Origin of the sequence: uncultured Nocardioides sp., assembly GCF_947488025.1 — a bacterium.
GTDB lineage: Bacteria > Actinomycetota > Actinomycetes > Propionibacteriales > Nocardioidaceae > Nocardioides.
Window position 1 is genome coordinate 583865 of record NZ_CANKYS010000001.1, and the last position, 24022, is coordinate 607886.

Annotated in this window: 19 protein-coding genes; 6 read left to right on the plus strand and 13 right to left on the minus strand. The window is 71.3% G+C overall.

From position 1 onward, the window contains the following. Nucleotides 1-33 precede the first annotated feature (33 nt). Nucleotides 34-684, minus strand: a complete 651-nt coding sequence (gene phoU / locus Q1B24_RS02720; protein ID WP_299922954.1) for a phosphate signaling complex protein PhoU — start codon at nucleotides 682-684, stop codon at nucleotides 34-36. 120 nt (nucleotides 685-804) lie between these two features. Here phoU and Q1B24_RS02725 point away from each other — a divergent pair, with 120 nt between their 5' ends. The 3 genes from Q1B24_RS02725 (at nucleotide 805) to Q1B24_RS02735 (ending at nucleotide 3896) form a co-directional block, all read left to right on the plus strand. Next, nucleotides 805-2043, plus strand: coding sequence for an ATP-binding protein (locus tag Q1B24_RS02725; RefSeq protein ID WP_299922956.1), 1239 nt, complete (start codon nucleotides 805-807; stop codon nucleotides 2041-2043). Further along, the gene (locus Q1B24_RS02730; protein WP_254180847.1) at nucleotides 2040-2717 is read left to right on the plus strand and encodes a response regulator transcription factor; all 678 of its coding nucleotides are present in this window, start codon (nucleotides 2040-2042) and stop codon (nucleotides 2715-2717) included. The genes Q1B24_RS02725 and Q1B24_RS02730 overlap by 4 nt, the downstream gene beginning before the upstream one ends. Nucleotides 2718-2978: 261 nt before the next feature. Then, nucleotides 2979-3896 carry a DMT family transporter gene (locus Q1B24_RS02735; protein ID WP_299922963.1) on the plus strand — a complete coding sequence of 306 codons (918 nt, stop codon included), beginning with the start codon at nucleotides 2979-2981 and terminating at the stop codon, nucleotides 3894-3896. Here Q1B24_RS02735 and Q1B24_RS02740 read toward each other — a convergent pair. The 4 genes from Q1B24_RS02740 to Q1B24_RS02755 form a co-directional block, all read right to left on the minus strand. After that, entirely contained in the window at nucleotides 3893-4414 is a 522-nt protein-coding gene (locus Q1B24_RS02740; RefSeq protein WP_299922965.1) for a YbjN domain-containing protein, read from the minus strand. The genes Q1B24_RS02735 and Q1B24_RS02740 overlap by 4 nt on opposite strands. Next, a complete protein-coding gene (gene mshA, locus Q1B24_RS02745; protein WP_299922967.1) occupies nucleotides 4411-5667 on the minus strand; it encodes a D-inositol-3-phosphate glycosyltransferase in 1257 nt (418 codons plus the stop codon). The genes Q1B24_RS02740 and mshA overlap by 4 nt, the downstream gene beginning before the upstream one ends. Nucleotides 5668-5762: 95 nt before the next feature. Next, on the minus strand, nucleotides 5763-6137 hold the full coding sequence (locus Q1B24_RS02750; RefSeq protein WP_299922969.1) for a hypothetical protein: 375 nt from the start codon (nucleotides 6135-6137) through the stop codon (nucleotides 5763-5765). A gap of 73 nt (nucleotides 6138-6210) precedes the next feature. Next, a complete protein-coding gene (locus Q1B24_RS02755; protein ID WP_299922972.1) occupies nucleotides 6211-7104 on the minus strand; it encodes a ribonuclease HI family protein in 894 nt (297 codons plus the stop codon). A 25-nt stretch (nucleotides 7105-7129) separates the two neighbouring features. Between Q1B24_RS02755 and Q1B24_RS02760 the strand changes: the two genes are divergently transcribed. Together Q1B24_RS02760 and Q1B24_RS02765 are read left to right on the plus strand one after the other, a co-directional pair. After that, on the plus strand, nucleotides 7130-7882 hold the full coding sequence (locus tag Q1B24_RS02760) for an SDR family NAD(P)-dependent oxidoreductase (protein ID WP_299922974.1): 753 nt from the start codon (nucleotides 7130-7132) through the stop codon (nucleotides 7880-7882). 20 nt (nucleotides 7883-7902) lie between these two features. Further along, nucleotides 7903-8592, plus strand: coding sequence for an amino acid racemase (locus Q1B24_RS02765; protein ID WP_299922976.1), 690 nt, complete (start codon nucleotides 7903-7905; stop codon nucleotides 8590-8592). A gap of 30 nt (nucleotides 8593-8622) precedes the next feature. On the opposite strand, the gene Q1B24_RS02770 is transcribed toward Q1B24_RS02765, so the two are convergent. From Q1B24_RS02770 to Q1B24_RS02785, 4 genes are all read right to left on the minus strand, one after another. Further along, the gene (locus tag Q1B24_RS02770; protein ID WP_299922978.1) at nucleotides 8623-9522 is read right to left on the minus strand and encodes a hypothetical protein; all 900 of its coding nucleotides are present in this window, start codon (nucleotides 9520-9522) and stop codon (nucleotides 8623-8625) included. Further along, on the minus strand, nucleotides 9515-10729 hold the full coding sequence (locus tag Q1B24_RS02775) for an SAM-dependent methyltransferase (protein WP_299922980.1): 1215 nt from the start codon (nucleotides 10727-10729) through the stop codon (nucleotides 9515-9517). The genes Q1B24_RS02770 and Q1B24_RS02775 overlap by 8 nt, the downstream gene beginning before the upstream one ends. Before the next feature lie 146 nt (nucleotides 10730-10875). Then, complete coding sequence (locus Q1B24_RS02780) at nucleotides 10876-12144, minus strand: hydroxyacid-oxoacid transhydrogenase (RefSeq protein ID WP_299922982.1); 1269 nt, start codon at nucleotides 12142-12144, stop codon at nucleotides 10876-10878. Continuing rightward, nucleotides 12137-13036: an NUDIX domain-containing protein gene (locus Q1B24_RS02785; protein WP_299922984.1), complete on the minus strand. Its 900-nt coding sequence runs from the start codon at nucleotides 13034-13036 to the stop codon at nucleotides 12137-12139. The genes Q1B24_RS02780 and Q1B24_RS02785 overlap by 8 nt, the downstream gene beginning before the upstream one ends. A gap of 43 nt (nucleotides 13037-13079) precedes the next feature. Between Q1B24_RS02785 and Q1B24_RS02790 the strand changes: the two genes are divergently transcribed. Continuing rightward, nucleotides 13080-14108, plus strand: a complete 1029-nt coding sequence (locus Q1B24_RS02790) for an acyltransferase family protein (RefSeq protein WP_299922986.1) — start codon at nucleotides 13080-13082, stop codon at nucleotides 14106-14108. Here the strand turns inward: Q1B24_RS02790 and Q1B24_RS02795 are convergent. The 4 genes from Q1B24_RS02795 to Q1B24_RS02810 all read right to left on the minus strand — a co-directional run bounded on the left by Q1B24_RS02795 (nucleotide 14038) and on the right by Q1B24_RS02810 (nucleotide 23770). Beyond that, nucleotides 14038-14820, minus strand: a complete 783-nt coding sequence (locus tag Q1B24_RS02795) for a lysophospholipid acyltransferase family protein (protein ID WP_299922988.1) — start codon at nucleotides 14818-14820, stop codon at nucleotides 14038-14040. The two genes, Q1B24_RS02790 and Q1B24_RS02795, sit on opposite strands and share 71 nt — an antisense overlap. 47 nt (nucleotides 14821-14867) lie before the next feature. After that, nucleotides 14868-16115 carry a geranylgeranyl reductase family protein gene (locus Q1B24_RS02800; protein ID WP_299922993.1) on the minus strand — a complete coding sequence of 416 codons (1248 nt, stop codon included), beginning with the start codon at nucleotides 16113-16115 and terminating at the stop codon, nucleotides 14868-14870. 110 nt (nucleotides 16116-16225) lie between these two features. Beyond that, entirely contained in the window at nucleotides 16226-20071 is a 3846-nt protein-coding gene (locus Q1B24_RS02805) for a DNA-directed RNA polymerase subunit beta' (protein WP_299922995.1), read from the minus strand. A 117-nt stretch (nucleotides 20072-20188) separates the two neighbouring features. Next, nucleotides 20189-23770, minus strand: a complete 3582-nt coding sequence (locus Q1B24_RS02810; RefSeq protein WP_299922997.1) for a DNA-directed RNA polymerase subunit beta — start codon at nucleotides 23768-23770, stop codon at nucleotides 20189-20191. Nucleotides 23771-24022 lie beyond the last annotated feature (252 nt).

A 24022-nucleotide genomic window follows, 5' to 3' on the forward strand; every position in this document is an offset into this window, starting at 1 on the left:
CACGCACCGCTCGGCGGGTGAGAGGGGCGTACGTCAGTCGCGCGCGGGCATGTCGCCGGTGACGACGAAGACGACGCGGTTGGCGACCGAGACGGCGTGGTCGGCGATGCGCTCGTAGTAGCGCCCGAGGAGGGCGATGTCGACGGCGGCCTCGACGCCGTGCTGCCAGTCGTTGGACAGCAGCTCGGTGAAGCTCTTGCGGCGAAGCTGGTCCATCACCTCGTCGTCGCGACCGAGCTCGATGGCCGCCTCGACGTCACGGTCGATGATGATGCTACGCACCCGACGGACCATGTCCTCGGCGGTCGCGGCCATCTTCTCCATCGTCGGCCGCAGCTCGTCGGGGACCGCGACGGACGGCACCCGCAGGCGCGCGATCTTGGCGACGTGGACCGACAGATCGCCCATCCGCTCGAGCTCGCTGACCATCCGCAGCGCCGAGACGATGACACGCAGGTCGCCGGCGACGGGCTGCTGGAGCGACAGCAGCGCGAACGCGGTGTCGTCGACCCGCTCGCGGGCCGCGTCGATCGCCTTGTCGTTGCCGATCACCTGCTCGGCGGTGTGCACGTCGCCGGTCATCAACGCCTTGGTGGCCTCGCGTACGGCGATCTCGACCTGTCCGCAGATCTCGGACAGGTCGGCGAAGATGCCGTCGAGCTGGTCATGGAAAGCCTCACGCATGTCGGGCACTGTAGGCAATCGAAGCGAACAGATGTGCGTGCTCGATGAACGAGGGGTGAACACTCCGTGCCCCGTGTCCATCCGGTCAGGGCGCACGCTCGCGATGCGTACGATGAGGACGTGGATCCGACGACGCAGGCTGCCCTGGCCGCGCTCGTCGGGGCCATCGTCGTCGGCGGTGCGGTGCTCGCGTGGCACATCAGCGACCGGCAGCGCCACACGCTCCCCGAGGCGGAGGAGCCCGTCGTCCAGGCGGGTGTCGCGGCCGTCCTGAGCATCCTGCGCTCCAGCGCCGTCGTCGTGGACGAGTCCGACCACGTCCGCAAGGCGTCGGCGCCGGCGTACGCCTTCGGTCTGGTGCGCGGCGACACCGTCGTGGTGCCGGAGCTGCTCGACCTGATCGCGCAGGTCCGCCGCGACGGACAGATCCGCGAGAGCGACCTCGACATGCCCGCGCCCGACGGCGGGTTCACCCGCACGTTCACGGCCCGCGTCGCCCCGCTCGGCGCCCGGCTGGTGCTGGCCCTCGTCGAGGACCGCACCCGCGAGCGTCGCGTGGAGGCGGTGCGCCGCGACTTCGTGGCCAACGTGAGCCACGAGCTCAAGACCCCGGTCGGCGCGATCCGGCTGCTCGCCGAGGCCGTCACCGACGCCGCCGACGACCCCGAGGCCGTCCAGCGCTTCGCCGGCCGGATGCTCACCGAGAGCGACCGGCTCTCCAAGCTGGTCCAGCAGATCATCGAGCTGTCGCGGCTGCAGGGCCACGACCCGCTGGAGACGCCCGTCATGGTCGACCTCGACGCCGCGGTCGCGACCGCCGTCGACACCAGCGCCATGGAGGCGGCCGCCAAGCTGATCACCGTGGAGTCCCGTGGCGAGCCCGGCCTGGAGGTCTTCGGCTCGCAGGAGCAGATCGGTGCGGCCATCAGCAACCTCGTCGCCAACGCCGTCGCCTACTCCAACGAGGGCTCGCGCGTCGTCGTCACGACCCGCTCCGTGGGGACCCAGGTGCAGATCTCGGTCGTCGACCAGGGCATCGGCATCCCGGCCGAGGACATCGACCGCATCTTCGAGCGGTTCTACCGCGTCGACCCGGCGCGACACCGCTCGACGGGCGGCACCGGCCTCGGCCTCTCGATCGTCAAGCACGTGGCCGCCACCCACGGCGGCGACATCGCGGTGTGGTCGGTGCAGGGCCAGGGCTCGACCTTCACGCTCACCCTCCCCCACCACTCGGAGCCCGGTCAGGGCTCCGGTCGCACCACCACCCCGGTCGAGGTCGTCGCCCCGCGGCACCTGGACCCCGACCTCGATCCCGATCCCGCCTCGCGCACGACCCAGCAGGAGACCAAGACATGACCCGCGTACTCGTCGTCGAGGACGAAGAGAGCTACAGCGACGCCCTCGCCTACATGCTCCGGAAGGAGGGCTACGAGGTGGCGATCGCCGCCGACGGCAACACCGCCCTCACCGAGTTCGACCGCTTCGGCCCCGACATCGTGCTGCTCGACCTCATGCTCCCGGGGATCCCCGGCACGGAGGTCTGCCGGCAGATCCGCCAGACCTCCTCGGTCCCGGTGATCATGGTCAGCGCCAAGGACGACGAGGTCGACAAGGTCGTGGGCCTCGAGCTCGGCGCCGACGACTACGTCACCAAGCCCTATTCCCCGCGCGAGCTGGTGGCCCGCATCCGTGCCGTGCTGCGTCGCGGCCACGAGCCCGAGCTGATGCCCGACACGCTCGAGGCCGGTCCGGTGCGGATGGACGTCGAGCGCCACGTCGTCACGGTCGACGGCACGGAGCAGCGGCTGCCGCTCAAGGAGTTCGAGCTGCTCGAGATGTTCCTGCGCAACCCCGGGCGCGTGCTCACCCGGGGCCAGCTCATCGACCGCGTCTGGGGCTCGGACTACGTCGGCGACACCAAGACGCTCGACGTGCACGTCAAGCGGCTGCGCGCCAAGCTGGAGCCCGACCCGGGCGAGCCGAAGTACCTCGTGACCGTCCGCGGACTGGGTTACAAGCTGGACCTCTGACCGAAGGGAAGAGGTCCAGCGCGCCGCGCTGGGCAGCGGTGCACGAGGAACGAGTGCAGCGCGTGGCCCAGGCGGATCGAGCAGTCCCGCTGCCGAGGAACGAGGCAGCGAGGGACGTGTCGAGATCTACGACCTCGTGACGGGTCTCGTGACGGGACTTCGTCCCTCCTCGACCAGCGGCCCGGGCCCAGCGGCGGGATGTCGTCGTACGGCGTCCGAAATGCGCTGGCGGCCGGTCATGACCGTACCTAGCCTTGACCCGTGACGACCACGACCGAGACCGCCGGGACGCAGCCCACCACCACCGCCCCGGCCCCCTGGCTGCCGGTCGCCGCGGGCGCCGTCACGCTCGTCATGTGGGCCTCGGCGTTCGTCGTCATCCGGCACGTGGCGCACGACGTCAGCCCCGGCGCGCTCGGCTCGGGTCGCCTGCTCGTCGCGGCCCTCGTCGTGCTGCCGCTCGTCCTCAGGCACGGCTGGGTGCGCCCCACCCGCCGCGAGTGGACGCTGCTGGCGGCCGGCGGCGTCGGCTGGTTCGGCGTCTACAACCTGGCCCTCAACGCCGGTGAGCGCCACGTCGACGCCGGCACCGCCGCGATGATCATCCAGATCGGACCGGTCATCGTCGCCCTGCTCGCCGTCCCGCTCTTCGGCGAGCGCCTGCACACATGGCTGGTCGGCGGCATGGTCGTCGGGTTCGCCGGCGTCGCGGTGATCGCCCGCGGTTCCTCGAGCGACGCCGACGCCAGCCTCCTCGGCGTGGGCCTCGTGCTGGTCGCCGCGGTGATGTACGCCGTCGGGGTGCTGACCCAGAAGGTGCTGCTGCGCCGCCTGCCGTCCGTGCAGGTCGTGTTCGTGTCGTTCCTGACGGGCGCGCTCATCTGCCTGCCCTTCTCCGGCGACCTGCCCGGCATCGTCGCCGACGGTGGCGCCGAGCTGTGGTGGATCGTCTACCTGGGCGTCCTGCCGACCGCCGTCGCCTTCACCACCTGGGCCTACGCGCTGACCCACACCGACGCCGGCGCCCTGTCGCTCACGACGTTCCTCGTGCCCGGGATCGCCACGCTGGTGGCCTGGCTGACCATCGACGAGGTCCCGCCGACGCTGAGCTTCGTCGGCGGCGCACTGGCCATCGTCGGCGTGCTGATGACGCGCCGGAGGCCGAGGGCCGGACGCTAGGCCTCGAGCCAGCCGCGGAACGCCTCGAGGTTGCGGGTCGACTCCCCGCGGGAGATCCGCCACTCCCACTCCTTGCGGATCGAGGAGGCGAAGCCGAGCTCGAGGATCGCGTTGAACGACTCGTCGGCGTTGGCGAGCACGGAGCCGAGGATCCGGTCGAGCTCGTCGGGGTCGATCGAGGCCAGCGGCAGCCGCGCCTCGAGGTAGATGTCCCCGTGGCGGTCCACGGCGAAGGAGACGGCGTACATCCTGAGGTTGCGCTCGAGCAGCCAGCGGTGCACGCGCGCGTGGTTCTCGTCGGGGTTGCGGCACACGAAGGCGTGCACGCCGAGCGCGTGGGCGCCGACGTCGAGGCGCACGGGCGTCTGCAGCTTCTTCTCCCCCGGGAGCGTGAGCGAGAAGCTCGCGCCCTCGACGCCCTCGCGGGTCGTCTCGTCGTGCTCGATCTGGTTGGCGACCAGGTAGTCGCGGACGACGTCGACCGACGTCGCGGTGGCGGACGGGGAGGGAGCGCTCATGAGGCCATCTCAGCACTCATGCGCCCGCCGGCCCGCTCGTAGGCCGCCAGGGTGCGCTCGGCGGTGCGCTCCCAGGAGAAGTCCTGCGCGTGGGCGACCGCGCCGCGCCCGAGCCGCGCCACCAGCACCGGGTCGTCGATCAGGCGGCGCAGGCTCGCGGCCCAGTCGCGGGGCTCGTGGGTGTCGACGAGGAGCCCGCTCACGCCGTCACGGACCACCGTGGTGAGCCCGCCGACCGCGGCGGCGACCACCGGGGTGCCGGTGGCCTGCGCCTCGACGGCGACGAGGCCGAACGACTCGTTGTAGGACGGCACCGCCACCGCGGTGGCGGCGGAGGTCCACACGGCGAGCTCGGCCTGGCTGACCGGCGGGACGAACCGCACGACGTCGCCGATCCCGAGGTCGGCCGCCAGGTCGGCGAGGGCGGTGGGGTGCTCGAGCCCGGAGCCCGACGGCCCGCCCACGACGGGTACGACGAGCCGGTGGCGCAGTGACGGATCCTGCGCGAGCAGCACCGCCACCGCCCGCAGCAGCACGTCGGGGGCCTTGAGGGGCTGGATACGACCGGCGAACAGGAGCACGGCCGCGTCCTCGGACAGCCCGAGCTGGCGCCGGGCCTCTGCGCGCCCGCGAGGGGCGAAGACCGTGAGGTCGACCCCGGGATGGATCACCTCGACGCTGTCGGGGCGGGCGCCGTAGAGGTCGACGAGCTGGCGGGCCTCGGTGTCGGTGTTCGCGACGAGCAGGTCGGCCGCCTCGACCACCTGCTCCTCGCCGATCACGCGGGAGACGGGTTCGGGGCTGTCGCCGTCGGCGAGCGCCTCGTTCTTGACCTTCGCCATCGTGTGCATCGAGTGGACGAGGGGGACGTTCCAGCGGTCGCGGGCCAGCGCGCCGACCTGGCCGGAGAGCCAGTAGTGGGAGTGGACCGCGTCGTAGTGGCCGAGCGGCTGCATCGCCTCGGTGCGCAGCACCTCCCGGGCGAACGTGCACAGCTGCCCGGGCAGCTCGACCTTGGCGAGCCCCTCGAACGGCCCCGCGGCGACGTGCCGGACGAGCACGCCGTCCGCCGCCTCGACGACCTGAGGCAGCGTGGAGGAGGTCGCCCGCGTGAAGACGTCGACCGCGATGCCCTGCTCGGCCAGACGCCGGGAGAGCTCGATCACGTAGACGTTCATCCCGCCGGCGTCGCCCGTCCCGGGCTGGTCCAGCGGTGAGGTGTGCAGGCTGATCATCGCGACCCGCTCGCCCACGTTGCCTCCTCGAGACCTCGACTGCGCGCCCTGGTCAGGGCACCTCAGGCACAACCACGGGAGGTGTCCCGGGATTCCCGGGTCGGGTCAGCGCCTCAGCGGGCGTGGGCGCCGGCCGCGGTGCGGCGGCCGGTCGAGCGGCTGCGACCGCGCACCAGCGCGAAGCCACCGAGGGCCGCCGCCACGACACCCCAGAAGCCGTCGTACCAGGAGGCGTCGGCCGGTCGGAACGCCTCGATCACCGAGAGTGCCAACAGGCCGGAGGCCACGGCGACGACGGCCCGCACGGCCACGGCGTCGCCCTTGACCAGTGTGGTGCCGAAGACGGCCGACGCGACGAGCACGCATGCCAGACCGAGGAGGTGGAGGGTGTCGACGAGGGGGCCGTCACCGCCACCGAGGAGCGCGTGCAGGATCCAGAGCACGCCGCCCAGGAGAGCGAGCGACGCGGCGAGCTTCGCAGGAGGCATCGCCCGAGTGTGCCACGACTCACCCCTCCGGGCGGTCCCGGGGCGGCCCTGGAGGCGGTCCGGGGTCGAGGGATCAGGGCTCGTCGGTGCCCTGGTGGTAGCGCTGCTGCCAGTGCCCGCCGGCGCGCACCCACAGGCTGCTCCGCAGGGTGGACCGGTCGTCGGCCAGCGCCCGCCAGAGGAGCAGGATCGTGTCGCGGTCGACCCGCTCCACGGAAACCACGTCGAGGCTGACCGGTGCGATCGGACCGATCTCGGCGAGCACGTCGTCGCGGGTCCACAGCCGACCCGAGCGTCCGACCTCCTGCCAGGCGGGGTGGAGCAGGGCGGCGACGGCCGCCCGGTCGCCGCGCACCTCGTCGGAGAGAAGCGCGCGCTCGAGGGCGACGACGTGCTCCTCGTCGGTCGGCGTCGCCAGGTCCGACCGGTCGGCGAGGTCGCTGAACAGGTCGGGCTCCTCCTCGACCTGGCCGACCTCGGCGGCGGGGTGGGCGACGCTGCTGCCGACGAAGCCCGGCCCGGCATCGGGCTCGACCCCGCGCTGGTACGCCGACGCGGCGGCGTTGGCGCGCCGGTCCGCCGCCTCGTTGAGCTCGTGGCCCGCGTGGCCCTTGACCCACTCGAAGCGGACCCGGTCGCGCCGGCCGTCCATGGCGGCGTCGAGCGCCTTCATCAGCTCGACGTTGAGCACGGGCTTGCCGTCGCTCTTCTTCCAGCCCTTGCGCTTCCAGCCCGGCATCCACTTGGTGACGGAGTCGATGACGTACTTGCTGTCGCAGAAGACGTGCAGCTCGTCGTCGACGTGGGCGGTCTGCTGGAGGAGGTCGAGGACGGCCATCAGCTCCCCCATGTTGTTGGTGCCGCGCGGCCAGCCGCCGGACGCCCAGCAGTCGTCGTCGACGTACCACGCCCAACCGGCCGGGCCGGGGTTGCCGAGTGCCGAACCGTCGGCCGCCGCGATGATCACCGGCACATCTTGGCAGGATGGCCGCATGAGCGATGACAGCACCCGGCCCCGCACCGCCGTCGTGACCGGCGCCTCCAGCGGGATCGGTGCGGCGACCGCCCGCGCCCTGGCCGCGGAGGGCTTCCGCGTCGTCTGCGCGGCCCGCCGCAGCGACCGCATCGAGGAGCTCGCGGCCGAGATCGGTGGCGAGGCGATCACCTGCGACATCACCGACCAGGCCTCGGTCGACGCCCTCGCCGCGGCGGTGCCGACCTGCCACGTCCTGGTCAACAACGCCGGCGGCGCCGTCGGCGTCGACCGGGTGGACGGGGCCGACGTCGACGCCTGGCGCTGGATGTACGACGTCAACGTGCTCGGGCTGGTCCGGGTGACCAAGGCGCTCCTGCCCGCGCTCCGGGCCAGCGGCGACGCGGTGATCGTCAACGTCGGGTCGACCGCCGGACGCTGGGCCTACGAGGGCGGCGCGGGCTACACCGCGGCCAAGCACGGCGTGAAGGTGGTCACCGAGACGCTGCGGCTCGAGCTCAACGGCGAGCCGGTGCGGATCAGCGAGGTCGCCCCCGGCATGGTGCGGACCGACGAGTTCTCGCTCGTGCGCTTCAGCGGCGACCAGGAGCGCGCCGACGCGGTCTACGCCGGCGTCGACCAGCCGCTGCTGGCCGAGGACGTCGCCGACGCCATCGCGTGGGTGGCCACCCGGCCCTCCCACGTCGACATCGACGAGCTCGTCATCAAGCCGCGTGCCCAGGCTGCGGCACACAAGGTGCACCGGTCCTGAGTCATGGGAGACTGCCGCGCGTGAAGACCATCGGACTCGTCGGCGGCATGAGCTGGGAGAGCAGCGCGGTCTACTACCGCGACCTCAACCTCGGGATGCGGGAGCGGCTCGGCGGGCTGTCGTCACCGAAGCTCGCCCTCACCACCGTGGACTTCGCCGAGGTGACGCACCTCGAGGACGACGAGCGCTGGGACCAGGTCGGGCTGCTCCTCGCCGACGCCGCGCGCGGGGTCGAGCGGGCTGGCGCCGACTTCCTGCTGCTGTGCACGACGACGTTCCACAAGGTCGCCGACCAGGTCGAGGAGGCCGTCGGCATCCCGCTGCTCCACCTCGGCGACGTCGTGGCCGAGGCGGTCCGGGCCGCGGGCGTCGAGACCGTCGGGCTGATCGGCACGAAGGTCGCCATGTCGGAGTCGTTCTTCGTCGACCGGCTCGAGGACCACGGACTCTCCGTGCTGGTGCCCGACGCCTCGCACCACGACTTCCTCAACGACGCGATCTACGAGGAGCTCGTGCACGGTGTCGTGCTGCCCCGCACGCGCAGCCGGGTCGTGTCGATCATCGAGGAGCTGTGGGACGCCGGCGCGGGCGGCGTGCTGCTCGGGTGCACCGAGCTCGAGCTGCTGGTCAAGCAGGCCGACGTCGAGCTGCCGGTCTTCCCCTGCACGACGCTGCACGTCCAGGCCGCGCTCGACGCGGCGCTTGCCTGAGGGTTTCGAGACGGTCGCTGCGCGACCTCCTCAACCAGCGGGCAGGGGCAGGGCGTACGCCGTCGCGAGCCAGCGCAGGCTCGTCCACGCCGGCGAGCGCAGGTCGGTCGCGCCCGCCGACGCCGGCAGGCCCACCCGGAGCACCTGGGAGCGGGCTCCCTCGGTGCTGACGAGCAGGCCGTCGCCGGAGAGGGCGACTCCTTCGCCCTGGTCCTGGTCGGGCAGCTCCCACGACGCGACGCCCTGCCACGACGGGAACGCCGACAGGTGGGCCTTCGTGTAGGTGCGCACGACCACCCCTCCCCCGCCGGGCAGGAACGTCGCGTCGGTGACGAGGCCCGGGGCGTCCCCGACCTCGGTGAGGAGGTTGGGCCGGTCGGCGCGCAGGCGCTGCGGGGCGGCGTACACGGTGCCGGCGAAGACGCCCTTGGTGATGACGTGGAGCCGGCCCGTCACGGGGTGGGTGACCAGCGCCTCCGCGTCGTGGGAGCCGTCGGGGTAGACGAGCTCGCGGACCTCGGGCGTGACCTGGCGGTCGCCGCGTCCGACGGGGACGCGCAGCACCTCGACCGAGTCGCGCACGTGCCGGTTGTCGCCGATGTCGGCGACCCAGACATGGCCGGGACCTGCGGGCGCGAGGGCCTCCACGTCCTCGGGGTCCGCGGCCCACGACGTGACCCCGACCGTCTCCCCGGTCGCGGGGTCGACGGTGAAGACGCGACCGGAGTCGCCGGAGTCGTTGGTGGTCACGACCAGGCCGGCGTCGGGCCCGCGGCCGGGCAGCACGACGAGCCCGCTCGACTCCACGATCTCGGGGTCGGCGAAGCGGAACGCGGGGTGGTCGGCCGCGCCGGGCGCACCGGCTGCGGCGCCCAGCAGCAAGGGCACGAGCACGAGTGCTCCGACGGCGGCCCGGCGGGGATCAGCCATGGTCGAGCAGCTCGCCGAGCCGGGGCCGGACGCCCCACGCGGCGAGCAGGTCGTCGTACTCGGCGGCCGCCTCGGACCCGTCGGCCCCGGTGCGCACCGCTCGCAGCAGCGTGTTGCGTGGCGTGTGGGCGCTCTCGACGAACTCCACGACGTCGACGCGGTAGCCCTCGCGGCGCAGGAGGGCGGCCCGCAACGCGTCGGTGAGCGTGTCGGCGAAGCGCTCGCGCAGGATGCCGTGGCGGGTGAGCATCGCGTAGGGCTCGGGGACCGCCGTGGTGCGCAGCTGGGCGGCGATGTCGTGGTGGCAGCACGGCGCCGCGAGGACCAGGGGTGCCCCCCACTCGAGTGCCCGCCCGAGCGCGTCGTCGGTCGCGGTGTCGCAGGCGTGCAGGGCGAGCACGACGTCGGGCGCCTGCGCGAGCGGCGCGTGCGCGATCGAGCCGACGACGAAGTCCGCGTCGATGCCCAGGTCGGCGGCGACGCGCGAGTTGTGGTCGGCCGACTGCTGCTTGACGTCGACCCCGGTCATGCGGACCGGCAGCCGGTCGCTGAGGAACGCGTGGGCGGCGAAGGTGAGGTAGGCGTTGCCGCAGCCGAGGTCGACGACGCGCAGCGGGTCGTCGGGCGTGGGGGTGCGCACCCGGCCCTGCGCGATGGCCTCGGTGAGGCTGGCGTCGAGCAGGCGGACGAACTCCTCCACCTGCCGGTACTTCGCCTGCCGCGTCGGCTTCACCCGCCCCTGGGCGTCGCTGATCCCGAGCGCCCTGAGCACCGGGTGGTCCTCGGGGAGCAGCCGGTCCTTGGGCCGGTCGTGGCCGCGCGAGGGCGCGACCTCCTCGTCCCGCGTCGAGGTGTGCAGCAGCGGCACGCCCTTCTTGGTCACCCGCAGCTGGTGGGTCTCGGTGGCGGTGTCGACATGCCAGTTGGCGAACGGCTCCGCCAGCAACGCGTCCACCGCGGCCTCGGCCGCCTCGCCGACGAGGTGGTTGGTGGTGTGCGCCTGCGTGGCGTCGTACGACGTCACCTGCAGGTGGCGCCCGGCCTTCAGGTCCACGACCCGGACCTCCACGCGACGTACCTCGCGTCCGTCCACGACCGGCACCGGCCGGCCCTTGCGCCGACCGCTCGCCAGCGCGCGCACGAGGCTGTCGGCGCCGAGGACCGCCGAGCGGAGGGTGGCGAGCCCCGCCTCCGGACCCGTGCTCACAGGACGGCGGCGATGACGACGATGAGGATCAGCGCCCCCAGCGCCACCGGGATCACGAGTCGGCGATGGCGGGGGTTCATGACCTCATCGTAGGCGGCGGGCGGTCGGCCACCTACTCCGTCGTGCAGCCGGGCGGCGGGCCCCGGTCACCAGTGCTCGAGCGACTCCCGGAACACGGCGGCCAGGTCCTCGGCGGTGACCTCGACGGGGGCGGTGGCCAGCAGCCGCTGCTGCTGGAGCGCGCCCTCGACCAGGGCGTCGACGTCGCCGGCGCCGTAGCCGAGCTCGGCCAGCCCGCTCGGCAGCCCGACGTCGCGCATCAGCCCCCGGAGCACGTCCGGCAGCGTCTGACCCGTGCCGCCGAGGAGCTCGGCGGCCCGGCGGTGCCGCTCGGGCGCGGCGTCGTGGAGCAGCGCGAAGGCGGCCGGCGCCGTCATCACGACGGCCATCCCGTGCGGAATGATCGGCTCGTCCGCCGGGTAGCCCGCTGGACGGTAGTCGCGGACCCGGCCGGCGATGGGGTAGGCGCAGGCGTGGGGCACGTGGACGCCGGCGTTGCCGAAGCCCAACCCGGCGAAGGTCGCGGCGAGGGCCATCTGCTCACGGGCCTCACCGTCGGACCCGTCGCGGACGGCTCGCCGGAACGAGCCGGCGAGGAGGGACAGCGACTTCTCCGCCCACATGTCGGCGATCGGGTTGGCGCCGCAGTAGGGGACCCGCTGCTCGGGTCGCTTGGCGTCGAAGTCGGCGTACCACCGAGCCGTCCAGCTCTCGAGCGCGTGGCAGAGGATGTCCATGCCCGCGGAGGCGGTGACCATCGCGGGCTGCGTCATGGTCAGGTCTGGGTCCACGACGGCGAGGGTGGGCCGGAGCCGGGCGTGGGAGATGCCGGTCTTCACCGCCAGCGCCAGGACGTCGAGGACGCAGATGGTGGTCGACTCCGCACCCGTGCCGGTGGTCGTGGGCACCGCGACGAGCGGCAGGAGGGGGTGCTCGGGCGCCCGGCCCCCGCCGACGGGCGCGTTGACGTAGTCCATCAGCTCGCCGGGGTTGGTCAGCATCAGGTCGACCGCCTTGGCGGTGTCGATGGACGAGCCGCCACCGACCGCGACCACGGCGTGGAAGGGTCCGGCCGCCCGGGCCGCGGCGACGGCCGCCTCCAGGGAGGCGTCGGTCGGCTCGACGTGCGCCTCGGCGTAGAGGACCACCTCCAGCCCGCGGGACCGCATGCCGTCGGCGATGCGGTCCGGGTGGCCGGTGGCGGCGACCCCGGGGTCGGTGACGAGCAGCACCCGCCGCGCCGCGTCGCCGGGGACGTCGCGGCACAGCTGCTGGACGTCCCACCCGATCTCGTCGCTGGCCCCGCGCCCGAACTTCAGCCCGGGGGCGGCGTAGGTGAAGACGGTCTCAGTCACGATCTGCTCCCAACGCGTAGGTGACCACGTCGAGCACGTCGACCTGCCCGGACGCGACGTCGGCCGTCGGCACCCACGCGACGGCGTCGGTGGTCCCGTCGACCTCGACCACCCGGGGCTCGCCGTCGGCGACGCTCGCGCGGTAGAGCAGGTGCACGCCGTGGTAGTCCTCGATCCGGCCGGACGGCGCGGTGCCGGCGAAGTGGGTGTCGTGCACGCCGAGCAGGGCGCCGACCTCGCACGCCAGCCCGCACTCCTCCTCGACCTCGCGCGCCAGCGCGACCGACGGGTGCTCGCCGTGGTCCACGCCCCCACCGGGCAGCGTCCACCTCCCGGGGTGCGCGGCGCTCCCTGAGAGCCGGGTCAGCAGCACCTGCTCGCCCTCACGGCGCCGGGTGACGACGGCGTACGCCGCGACGCGCTGCAGGCGGAACGGCTGGTGGTCGACGAGGGCCTCGGTCACCACCGACGACACCGGCACGGCGCCCGAGGCGACCTCGGCGAGGGTCTTCCACGCAGCCTCGATCGTGGAGCCGTCGACCTCGACCACCCGCGGTGCCGGTGAGTCCGGCGGCACCCAGCCCTCGTAGACCAGACGGATCGCGTGCGCGTCGACGAGCTGCCCGTCCCGGGGCGAGCGGGGCATGTGGGCGCTGTAGACCCGCGCCCGGTCGCCGACGGTCGCGTCCAGCCCGGTCTCCTCCTGCACCTCGCGGATCAGGGCGTCGCGCGGGTCCTCGCCGTGGTCGACCCCGCCGCCCGGCAGCGTCCACAGCTCGGAGCGGGAGACCCGGGGCGCCAGCCGGCTCAGCAGGATCTCGACCGCACCGCCGCGCTCGCGGAGGATGACGGCGTACGCCGCCACCCGCTGTCGCCTCGGCAGGGATCCCATGCGTCCAACCTAGTGAAGGACGGCGTGAAGTACGGTGAGCGCCGTGCCCCCCGCGTCCCGTGATCCGTGGCTCGACAACGTCAAGATGGTCCTGGTCACGCTGGTCGTGGTCGGGCACGCCATCGGGCTGGTCGAGGCCACCGCGGGCAGCCACTGGGTCTACGACTTCATCTACCTGTGGCACATCCCCGCGTTCGTCTTCGTCAGCGGCTACCTCTCGAAGTCCTTCGAGTGGGACCGGAGGCGGATGAAGAGCCTGCTCTACACGCTCGCGATCCCCTACCTGCTCTTCGAGCCGGCGCTGTTCTACTACCGCCGCGAGGTGGTCGGCGAAGATGTGACCGGGCCACTGTGGCTCGAGCCGCACTGGACCATGTGGTACCTCGTCGTGCTGCTGATGTGGCGCCTGGTCACCCCGATCCTCAAGCGGCACTGGCTCTTCCTGCCGCTCTCGGTGATCGTGAGCCTGGTCGGCGGGATCTGGGACACCGAGGCCCTGATGATCCCCCGGTTCCTCGGCCTGCTGCCGTTCTTCGTGCTCGGCCTGCACCTCAAGCCCCGCCACCTCGCGCACCTCGACGACGTGTGGGTGAAGGTCGCGGCGGTGCCGGTGCTCGTCGGCATCGGGGTCATGGCGCTCTACACCGACACCTGGGCGGAGTCGGCGCTGCTCTGGTACGACACCGGCTACTCCGAGATCCCGATCGACAACGAGTTCGTCTTCCAGACCCGGTTGACGGTGATGATGGTCGGCCTGCTCGGCGCCTTCGCGGCGATCTCGCTGGTGCCGCGGCGCAGCCTCGGCTGGTTCACCACGATGGGCACCGCCACGATGGTCGTCTACCTCTTCCACGGCTTCGTCATCAAGACGTTCAAGGCCCTCGGCTGGCCGGACTTCACCGCCTCCTACCCGACAGCGGGCCTGGTCCTCACGATCCTGGGCGCGATCGGCCTCGCGCTCCTGCTCGCCTCCCCGCCCGTGCGGCGGGTGCTGGAGCCCTTCACCGACCCCCTCGGCTGGCTGGAGTCGCGCCGCCGGACCCGGACCGGCAAGGCCCCCACGTCGGCCTGACCGCGGCGCGCGGCACCACGTCGAGGTGGGCGGCCTCGGCGCGGGTCGGCGCGTGCCCGCCGAGGTGTGCGGGGTACCACGGTGCGTGCTCGCCCGGCTGCGGGCGGTGGTGGGGCAGTCGCTGGAGCTCCTCGAGCTGCACCGTCAGCACCTCCCCGAGCCGTCGGGTCGCGTCGGTCAGGTCCTCCCCCGCCCCGATGCGGAGGGACGGGCCGAACGACACGTCGACGCGGCGTCCGCGGGTGAGGTCGGGGCGCGGTGCGCGACCGCGCTCGTCGGGCAGGCCGACCGACCAGACGCGCTGCGAGCCCCAGACAGCGACCGGCACCACGGCGGCGCCGGTCTCGCGGGCGAGGCTCGCCACCCCGCGCATCAGCGAGCGCACGGTGTAGGAGTAGCTGATCCCCGCCTCGGGGAACGCACCGACCGCCTCACCGCCGCGCAGCAGCCCGCGGGCGACGACGTACGCCCCCGCGGGCGCCTCCCGGTCGACCGGGACGTGCCGCATCGCGGTCATCGCGCGCGCCACCCCGGGCACGTGCCAGACGTCGTGGCGGGTCATGAACCGGATGAAGCGACCCGAGGACCGGGCAGCGTCCTGCACGAACACGAAGTCGGGGTACGACACGTGCGTGGCCGCCAGCAGCACCGGGCCCTCCGTCGGCACGTGCTCGGCACCCGTCCCGGTCACCTGCATCCCGAGGGCACGCATGCCGGTCCGTCCGAGCGCGACCGCAGCCCGGTAGGTGCGCTCCCGGCTCACGCGAAGGGCGGCCGGGCGTCGCGCGCCATCGACCGGCGGCCCGCCCAGCGCCAGACCCGGGCCGCGCGGTCGCGGTCGGCGTCGTCGACCAGGTTGCCCATCCAGCGCAGGGCCAGCGTCATCAGCCAGTCCGAGCGCATCCCGGCCGGGCCGAGCGCGGCCACGACCCGGGGCTGGGTCGCGATCCCGGCGAGCCGGCGGGCGATGGAGAACGCCTCGCCGTAGTGCTCGACCAGCGTCGAGCGCCACGCCTCGCCCAGCCCGACGCCGCCGACGATGTGCTCGGCGACGAGACGACCCGTCTCGAGGCCGTAGTCGATGCCCTCGCCGTTGAGCGGGTTGACGCAGGCCGCGGCGTCGCCGATGAGCGCCCAGTTGGGCCCGGCGACGTTGCTGACCGCGCCGCCCATCGGCAGGAGCGCCGAGGTCGGTTCGCGCAGCTCGCCCGAGAGCCCGAAGTCGGCGCCGATCGTGTCGGCGTAGGTCTGCATGAGCGGCTTGATGGCGACCTCGGCGGGACGCCTGCTCGTCGCCAGCGTGCCGGCGCCGAGGTTCACCGTGCCGTCGCCCAGCGGGAAGATCCAGCCGTAGCCGGTGACGAGCTCGCCCTGCTCGTCGCGCAGCTCGAGGTGCGAGCTGATCCACGGGTCGTCGCTCATCTCCGAGTCGACGTAGGACCGGCCGGCGACGGCGTAGACGGTGTCGCGGTGCCACTCGCGACCCAGCAGCTTGCCCAGCGGCGACCGGACGCCGTCGGCCACGACGAGCCACCGGCAGGCGATCTCGAAGGTGCCCTCGGCGTCGCGGAGCTCGACCGCCGCCACCCGCTCCCCGTCGCGTCGTACGCCGACCGCGCGGGCGCCGTCGACGGCACGGGCGCCGCTCTTGATCGCCACCGTGCGCAGGTGGTCGTCGAGCTCGGTGCGGGCGACCGCGGATCCCCAGTCGGGCAGCGAGCCGCCCGGCCAGGGCAGCAGGAGCGTCTGGCCGAAGCCGTGCGCGCGCAGGCCCTCGTTGACCGTGTGGGCGCGCAGCCAGTCCTCGAGGCCGAGCTTCTGCATCTCCCCGATCGCGCGGGGGGTCAGCCCGTCACCGCACGTCTTGTCGCGCGGGAACGTGGCCGCGTCGACCAGCACGACGTCGAGCCCGGCACGGGCGGCCCAGGCGGCGGCGGCGGAGCCGGCAGGGCCCGCGCCGACGACGAGCACGTCGGCGGAGGAGGGGCGCGAGGAGGGGGTCGTCACGCCGGAATTCTGACAGGGCCGATCTCGATACGCACAACGCCCGCCCTCGCAAGCGAGGGCGGGCGTTGGTGCTACACGATCTGGCTCGTCACACCAGAACTTCGCTTCGCTCAGTTCTGGTACGAGCCAAAGTCGAAGTCGTCGAGCGCGACGGCCTGCGACGACGGACCGAAGTCGTAGTCGTAGGAGTCGTAGCCGGTGACCGAGTAGGCCGCGGCGCGCGCCTCCTCGGTCGGCTCCACCCGGATGTTGCGGTAGCGCTCGAGGCCGGTGCCGGCCGGGATGAGCTTTCCGATGATCACGTTCTCCTTCAGGCCACGGAGGCTGTCGGAGCGGCCGTTGATCGCGGCGTCGGTGAGCACTCGGGTGGTCTCCTGGAAGGAGGCCGCCGAGAGCCACGACTCGGTCGCGAGCGAGGCCTTCGTGATGCCCATGAGCACCGGGCGACCCGAGGCCGGCTTGCCGCCCTCGGAGACCACGCGCCGGTTCTCCTCCTCGAACCGCACCCGGTCGACCAGGTCGGACGGGAGCAGGTTGGTGTCACCGGACTCGATGACCGTCACGCGACGCAGCATCTGCCGCACGATGATCTCGATGTGCTTGTCGTGGATCGCCACGCCCTGCGAGCGGTAGACCTCCTGGACCTCGTCCACGAGGTGCTCCTGGGCCTTGCGGACACCGAGGATGCGCAGCACGTCCTGCGGGTCGGGCGTACCGGACGTGATGTGGTGACCGACGTTGATGTGGTCGCCGTCCTCGACGTTGAGGCGCGAGCGCTTCGACACCGGGATCTCCTGGACCTCGGAGCCGTCGTCGGGGGTGACCACGACGACGCGGGCCTTGTCGGTCTCCTCGATCTTCACGCGACCGGCGGACTCCGAGATCGGCGTACGACCCTTGGGCGAGCGGGCCTCGAAGAGCTCGACCACACGGGGCAGACCCTGCGTGATGTCGTCGGCGGAGGCCACACCACCGGTGTGGAACGTGCGCATGGTCAGCTGCGTGCCGGGCTCACCGATGGACTGGGCGGCGATGATGCCGACCGCCTCACCGATGTCGACCAGCTTGCCGGTGGCCAGCGAGCGGCCGTAGCACTTGGCGCAGGTGCCGGTGCGGGCGTCGCAGGTCAGGACCGAGCGGACCTTGACCTCGACGACACCGGCGGCCACGAGCTCACCGATCTTGACGTCACCCAGGTCCTCGCCGGCCGTGGCGAGCACCTCACCCGTCTCCGGGTGGAGGATGTCGACGGCCGAGGAGCGGGCGTAGGCCGCGGTCTCCACGTGCTCGTCGTCGATCCGCTTGGGCAGGCCACGCTCGGTGCCACAGTCGTCCTCACGGATGATGACGTCCTGCGACACGTCCACCAGACGACGGGTCAGGTAGCCCGAGTCGGCGGTGCGGAGCGCGGTGTCGGCGAGACCCTTGCGGGCACCGTGGGTGGCGATGAAGTACTCGAGCACCGTCAGGCCCTCGCGGAAGTTGGCCTTGATCGGGCGCGGGATGATCTCGCCCTTCGGGTTGGCCACCAGACCACGCATGGCCGCGACCTGCCGGATCTGGTTCATGTTCCCGGACGCACCCGAGTCGACCATCATGTAGATCGGGTTCTTGCGGTCGAAGTTGGCCTCCATCGCGCGACCGACCTCAGCAGCAGCCTGGGTCCACAGCTCGATGAGCTCCTGACGACGCTCGTCGTCGGTCATCACACCGCGCTCGTAGTTCTTCTGGACCTTCTCGGCCTGGGCCTCGTAGCGGGCCAGGATCTCGGCCTTGCTGTCGGGCGTGGTGACGTCGTCGATCGAGACGGTCACACCCGAGCGCGTGGCCCAGTGGAAGCCGGCGTCCTTGAGGGCGTCGAGCGAGGCAGCGACCTGCACCTTGGTGTAGCGCTCGGCGAGGTCGTTGACGATCGCGCCGAGGCGCTTCTTGCCGACCTCCTCGTTGACGAACGGGTAGTCCGCCGGGAGCGTGTCGTTGAAGTGGACACGGCCGAGGGTGGTGTCGAGCTGGAGCGCGGTCCGCTCCTCCCAGTCGGCGCCGAGCTCGAGGTCGAGCGGCGGCACCACGTCGGTGAGGCGGATGCTGATCTTGCTCTGCAGCGTGATCTCGCGACGGTCGAAGGCCATGATCGCCTCGGCCGGGCTGGAGAAGACGCGACCCTCGCCGGGCTCACCGTCACGCTCGGCGGTCAGCCAGAACAGGCCGATGATCATGTCCTGCGAGGGCATGGTCACCGGACGGCCGTCCGACGGCTTGAGGATGTTGTTGGTCGACAGCATCAGGATGCGGGCCTCGGCCTGCGCCTCCGCGGACAGCGGGAGGTGCACGGCCATCTGGTCACCGTCGAAGTCGGCGTTGAACGCGCCGCAGACGAGCGGGTGGATCTGGATGGCCTTGCCCTCGATCAGCTGCGGCTCGAAGGCCTGGATGCCGAGGCGGTGCAGGGTGGGCGCGCGGTTGAGCAGCACGGGGTGCTCGGTGATGACCTCTTCGAGGACGTCCCACACGACCGGGCGGGCGCGCTCGACCATCCGCTTGGCGGACTTGATGTTCTGCGCGTGCGACAGGTCGACCAGGCGCTTCATGACGAACGGCTTGAACAGCTCGAGCGCCATCTGCTTGGGCAGGCCGCACTGGTGCAGCTTGAGCTGCGGACCCGACACGATGACCGAACGGCCCGAGTAGTCCACGCGCTTGCCGAGCAGGTTCTGACGGAAACGACCCTGCTTGCCCTTGAGCATGTCGGAGAGCGACTTCAGCGGCCGGTTGCCCGGGCCGGTGACGGGACGACCGCGACGACCGTTGTCGAAGAGGCTGTCCACAGCCTCCTGCAGCATCCGCTTCTCGTTGTTGACGATGATCTCGGGCGCGCCGAGGTCGAGCAGCCGCTTGAGGCGGTTGTTGCGGTTGATGACGCGGCGGTAGAGGTCGTTCAGGTCGGAGGTGGCGAAGCGGCCACCGTCGAGCTGGACCATCGGACGCAAGTCCGGCGGGATCACCGGGACGGCGTCGAGCACCATGCCGATGGGCTGGTTGCCGGTCTTGCGGAACGCGTCGACGACCTTGAGGCGCTTGAGGGCGCGGACCTTGCGCTGGCCCTTGCCGTTGGCGATCGTGTCGCGCAGCGACTCGACCTCGGCCTCGATGTCGAAGTCCTGGAGGCGCTTCTGGATCGCCGTGGCGCCCATGTGGCCCTCGAAGTACTTGCCGAACCAGGTCTTCATCTCGCGGTAGAGCAGCTCGTCGCCGAGCAGGTCCTGGACCTTGAGGCTCTTGAAGGTGTCCCAGACCTCCTCGAGGCGCGCGATCTCACGGTTGGCGCGGTCACGGAGCTGGTTCATCTCGCGGTCGGCGCCGTCGCGCACCTTGCGCTTGGCGTCGGCCTTGGCACCCTCGGCCTCGAGGGTGGCGAGGTCCTCCTCGAGCTTCTTGGCGCGGTCCTCCACGGAGGTGTCGCGACGCTTCTCGAGGCGCTCGCGCTCCAGGCCGACCTTGTTCTCGAGGGAGTCCATGTCGCGGTGACGGGCGTCCTCGTCGACCGAGGTGATCATGTAGGCGGCGAAGTAGATGACCTTCTCGAGGTCCTTCGGCGCCAGGTCGAGCAGGTAGCCCAGGCGCGACGGGACGCCCTTGAAGTACCAGATGTGGGTCACGGGCGCGGCGAGCTCGATGTGGCCCATGCGCTCGCGGCGGACCTTGGAGCGGGTGACCTCGACGCCACAGCGCTCGCAGATGATGCCCTTGAAGCGCACGCGCTTGTACTTGCCGCAGTAGCACTCCCAGTCCCGGGTGGGACCGAAGATCTTCTCGCAGAAGAGGCCGTCACGCTCGGGCTTGAGCGTGCGGTAGTTGATGGTCTCCGGCTTCTTGACCTCGCCGTGGCTCCACGTGCGGATGTCGTCCGCAGTGGCCAGGCCGATCTGAAGCTGGTCGAAGAAGTTAACGTCGAGCACGATGGCTGTAGTCCTTCGTTAGTACGTGGAAAGTGCAGCTGGGGGACCGAGGGGCCCGCCCGCTGGTCGGGACGGTCGCGCTAGCGACCGGCCCGAGACCACCGGGCGGGCGTCACCTCAGACTTCTTCGACGGAGCTGGGCTCGCGGCGGGACAGGTCGATGCCGAGCTCCTCGGCCGCCCGGAAGACGTCTTCCTCGGCGTCCTTGAGCGAGATCGGGCTGCCGTCCTGCGACAGCACCTCGACGTTGAGGCAGAGCGACTGCATCTCCTTGACGAGCACCTTGAACGACTCGGGGATGCCGGAGTCGGGGATGTTCTCGCCCTTCACGATGGCCTCGTAGACCTTCACGCGGCCGGGCACGTCGTCGGACTTGATCGTCAGCAGCTCCTGAAGGGCGTAGGCGGCGCCGTAGGCCTCCATCGCCCAGACCTCCATCTCACCGAACCGCTGTCCACCGAACTGGGCCTTACCGCCCAGCGGCTGCTGCGTGATCATCGAGTAGGGGCCGGTCGAGCGAGCGTGGATCTTGTCGTCGACGAGGTGGTGCAGCTTGAGGATGTACATGTAGCCGACAGCCACCGGCTCCGGGAACGGCTCACCCGAGCGACCGTCGAAGAGGTTGGCCTTGCCGTCCTCCTTGACCATCCGCTCACCGTCACGGTTGGGCAGCGTGGAGCCGAGCAGCCCGGTGATCTCGTCCTCGCGGGCACCGTCGAACACCGGGGTCGCGACCTTGGTGTTCGGGTCGGCCTGGTCGGCGCCGATCGCGATGAGGCGCTTCTTCCAGTCCGACTCGCCCTTCTCGCCAGACAGGTTGAGGTCCCAGCCCTGCTTGGCGAGCCAGCCGAGGTGCAGCTCGAGGATCTGGCCGATGTTCATACGACGCGGCACACCCAGCGGGTTGAGCACGACGTCGACCGGGGTGCCGTCCTCCATGAACGGCATGTCCTCGATCGGCAGGATCTTGGCGATGACGCCCTTGTTGCCGTGGCGTCCGGCGAGCTTGTCGCCGACCGAGATCTTGCGCTTCTGCGCGACGTAGACGCGGACCAGCTGGTTCACGCCCGGGGGCAGGTCGTCGCCGTCCTCGCGGTCGAAGACGCGCACGCCGATGACCGTGCCGGCCTCGCCGTGCGGGACCTTCATCGAGGTGTCGCGCACCTCGCGCGCCTTCTCGCCGAAGATCGCGCGGAGCAGGCGCTCCTCGGGGGTGAGCTCGGTCTCGCCCTTGGGCGTGACCTTGCCGACCAGGATGTCACCGGGGGTGACCTCGGCGCCGATGCGGATGATGCCGCGCTCGTCGAGGTCGGCCAAGCCCTCCTCGGAGATGTTCGGGATGTCCCGCGTGATCTCCTCGGGGCCGAGCTTGGTGTCGCGGGCGTCGACCTCGTGCTCCTCGATGTGGATCGAGGTGAGGACGTCCTCCTGCACCAGGCGCTGGCTGAGGATGATCGCGTCCTCGTAGTTGTGGCCCTGCCACGGCATGAAGGCGACGAGCAGGTTGGTGCCCAGCGCCATCTCGGCGTCGTCGGTGCAGGGACCGTCGGCGATCGGCGTACCGACCTCGAGGCGGTCGCCGGCCTTGACCAGCGGGCGCTGGTTGATGCAGGTGCCCTGGTTGGAGCGACGGAACTTGGCAAGCTTGTAGGTCTGGTAGGTGCCGTCGTCGTTCATCGTCTCGATGGCGTCGGCGGACACCTCCTTCACCACTCCGGCGTTGTCGGCGACGACCACGTCACCGGCGTCGACGGCGGCGCGGTACTCCATGCCGGTGCCGACCAGCGGGCTGTCGCTGGTGATGAGCGGAACGGCCTGGCGCTGCATGTTGGCGCCCATGAGCGCGCGGTTGGCGTCGTCGTGCTCGAGGAACGGGATCAGGGCCGTCGCGACCGACACCATCTGGCGCGGGGAGACGTCCATGTAGTCGACCTCGTCGCGCAGGATCGCGTCGACCTCGCCGTTCTTCTGGCGGACCAGCACGCGCTCCTCGACGAAGCGCATCTTGTCGTCGAGCGGCGCGTTGGCCTGCGCGATGACGTAGCGGTCCTCGTCGTCGGCGGTGAGGTAGTCGATCTGGTCGGTGACCACGCCACCCTCGACCTTGCGGTAGGGGGTCTCCACGAAGCCGAACGGGTTGATCCGTCCATAGGAGGCCAGCGAGCCGATCAGGCCGATGTTGGGGCCTTCAGGGGTCTCGATGGGGCACATGCGGCCGTAGTGCGACGGGTGGACGTCACGGACCTCCATGCCGGCGCGGTCGCGGGACAGACCACCGGGGCCGAGGGCCGAGAGGCGACGCTTGTGCGTCAGGCCGGCGATCGGGTTGGTCTGGTCCATGAACTGCGAGAGCTGCGAGGTGCCGAAGAACTCCTTCAGCGCCGCGACCACGGGGCGGATGTTGATCAGGGACTGCGGCGTGATGGCCTCGACGTCCTGGGTCGTCATCCGCTCGCGCACCACGCGCTCCATGCGGGCCAGGCCCGTGCGGAGCTGGTTCTGGATGAGCTCGCCGACCGTGCGCATGCGGCGGTTGCCGAAGTGGTCGATGTCGTCGGCCTGGACCTTGACGGGGGCACCGTCAGGACCCTCGACGACGTTGCCCTCGGCGTCGACCAGGTCGGGCGAGTCGGCCTGAACACCCGCGGCGTGCAGCTGCACGACGTAGCGGATGGCGGCCACGACGTCGTCGATGGTCAGCGTCTGCTGGTCGAACGCCTCGTGGAGGCCGAGCTTCTTGTTGATCTTGTAGCGGCCGACCTTCGCCAGGTCGTAGCGCTTGGGGTTGAAGTAGTAGTTGTTGAGCAGCGTCTGCGCGGCCTCGGCCGTCGGCGGCTCGCCCGGGCGGAGCTTGCGGTAGATGTCGAGCAGCGCGAGACGGGTGACCTCGTCGTTGACCTGCTCGGCGGTGGGGGCCTCGCCCCGCGCCTTCTTCTGCAGCTCCTCGTAGACGACCTCGTAGCGGACGCTGTCCTTCTCGAGGGTCAGCATCATCGACTCGTACTGGCCGAACTCCTCGCGGATCTGCTCGGTGGTCCAGCCGAGCGCCTTGAGCAGCACGGTGACGTTCTGCTTGCGCTTGCGGTCCAGGCGCACGCCGACGAGGTCGCGCTTGTCGATCTCGAACTCGAGCCAGGCACCGCGGCTCGGGATGAGCTTGGCGGTGAAGATGTCCTTGTCGGACGTCTTGTCGGGGCTCGACTCGAAGTAGACGCCCGGGGAGCGCACGAGCTGCGAGACGACGACGCGCTCGGTGCCGTTGATGATGAAGGTGCCCTTGCGGGTCATCATGGGGAAGTCGCCCATGAAGACCGTCTGGCCCTTGATCTCGCCGGTCTCGTGGTTCATGAACTCGGCCGAGACGTAGAGCGGGCGGGAGTAGGTGAAGTCCTTCTCCTTGCACTCCTCCTCGGTGTACTTCTCGTCGAGGAAGACGGGGTTGTCGAAGGAGAGCATCATCGTCTCGGAGAAGTCCTCGATCGGGGAGATCTCCTCGAAGATCTCCTGCAGACCGGTCTTCTCGGAGACGTCCTCACCGGCAGCCCTGCGGGCGGCCACCTCCGCCTCCCAGCGCTCGCCGCCGACCAGCCAGTCGAAGCTGCTCGTCTGGAGCGAGATGAGGGGGGGAACCTCGAGAGGTTCGGTGATCTTTGCGAAAGAGGTGCGACGGTGGTTACCAGCGGAGCTGCGCGCGGCCAAGAGGTGTCCTCACAAATGAGCAAGTGATCGGCGCTTGCCGACCACCACGACGACCGTCCGGAAGGCGTCAGGCATCTGAGGGCAGGCGCAAGGATTCACGATAGCGCAACTCAGGACACGCCACAAACGCGGGTCGCCATTTCTCCGGCACTGGGCCTGAGGGTCCGCTCCACGCGTTGGCCACGACTATGAACGCCACATCGCCCCGGGTCAAGCAGAACGCGCCGATTGGCCGCCCCCTGACCCGCCCCC

Coding starts and splice junctions, on each gene's coding strand:
- phoU (WP_299922954.1), bottom strand. CDS start 684: ATGCGTGAGGCTTTCCATGACCAGCTCGACGGCATCTTCGCCGACCTG.
- Q1B24_RS02730 (WP_254180847.1), top strand. CDS start 2,040: ATGACCCGCGTACTCGTCGTCGAGGACGAAGAGAGCTACAGCGACGCC.
- Q1B24_RS02740 (WP_299922965.1), bottom strand. CDS start 4,414: ATGAGCGCTCCCTCCCCGTCCGCCACCGCGACGTCGGTCGACGTCGTC.
- Q1B24_RS02750 (WP_299922969.1), bottom strand. CDS start 6,137: ATGCCTCCTGCGAAGCTCGCCGCGTCGCTCGCTCTCCTGGGCGGCGTG.
- Q1B24_RS02760 (WP_299922974.1), top strand. CDS start 7,130: ATGAGCGATGACAGCACCCGGCCCCGCACCGCCGTCGTGACCGGCGCC.
- Q1B24_RS02770 (WP_299922978.1), bottom strand. CDS start 9,522: ATGGCTGATCCCCGCCGGGCCGCCGTCGGAGCACTCGTGCTCGTGCCC.
- Q1B24_RS02785 (WP_299922984.1), bottom strand. CDS start 13,036: ATGGGATCCCTGCCGAGGCGACAGCGGGTGGCGGCGTACGCCGTCATC.
- Q1B24_RS02795 (WP_299922988.1), bottom strand. CDS start 14,820: ATGCGTGCCCTCGGGATGCAGGTGACCGGGACGGGTGCCGAGCACGTG.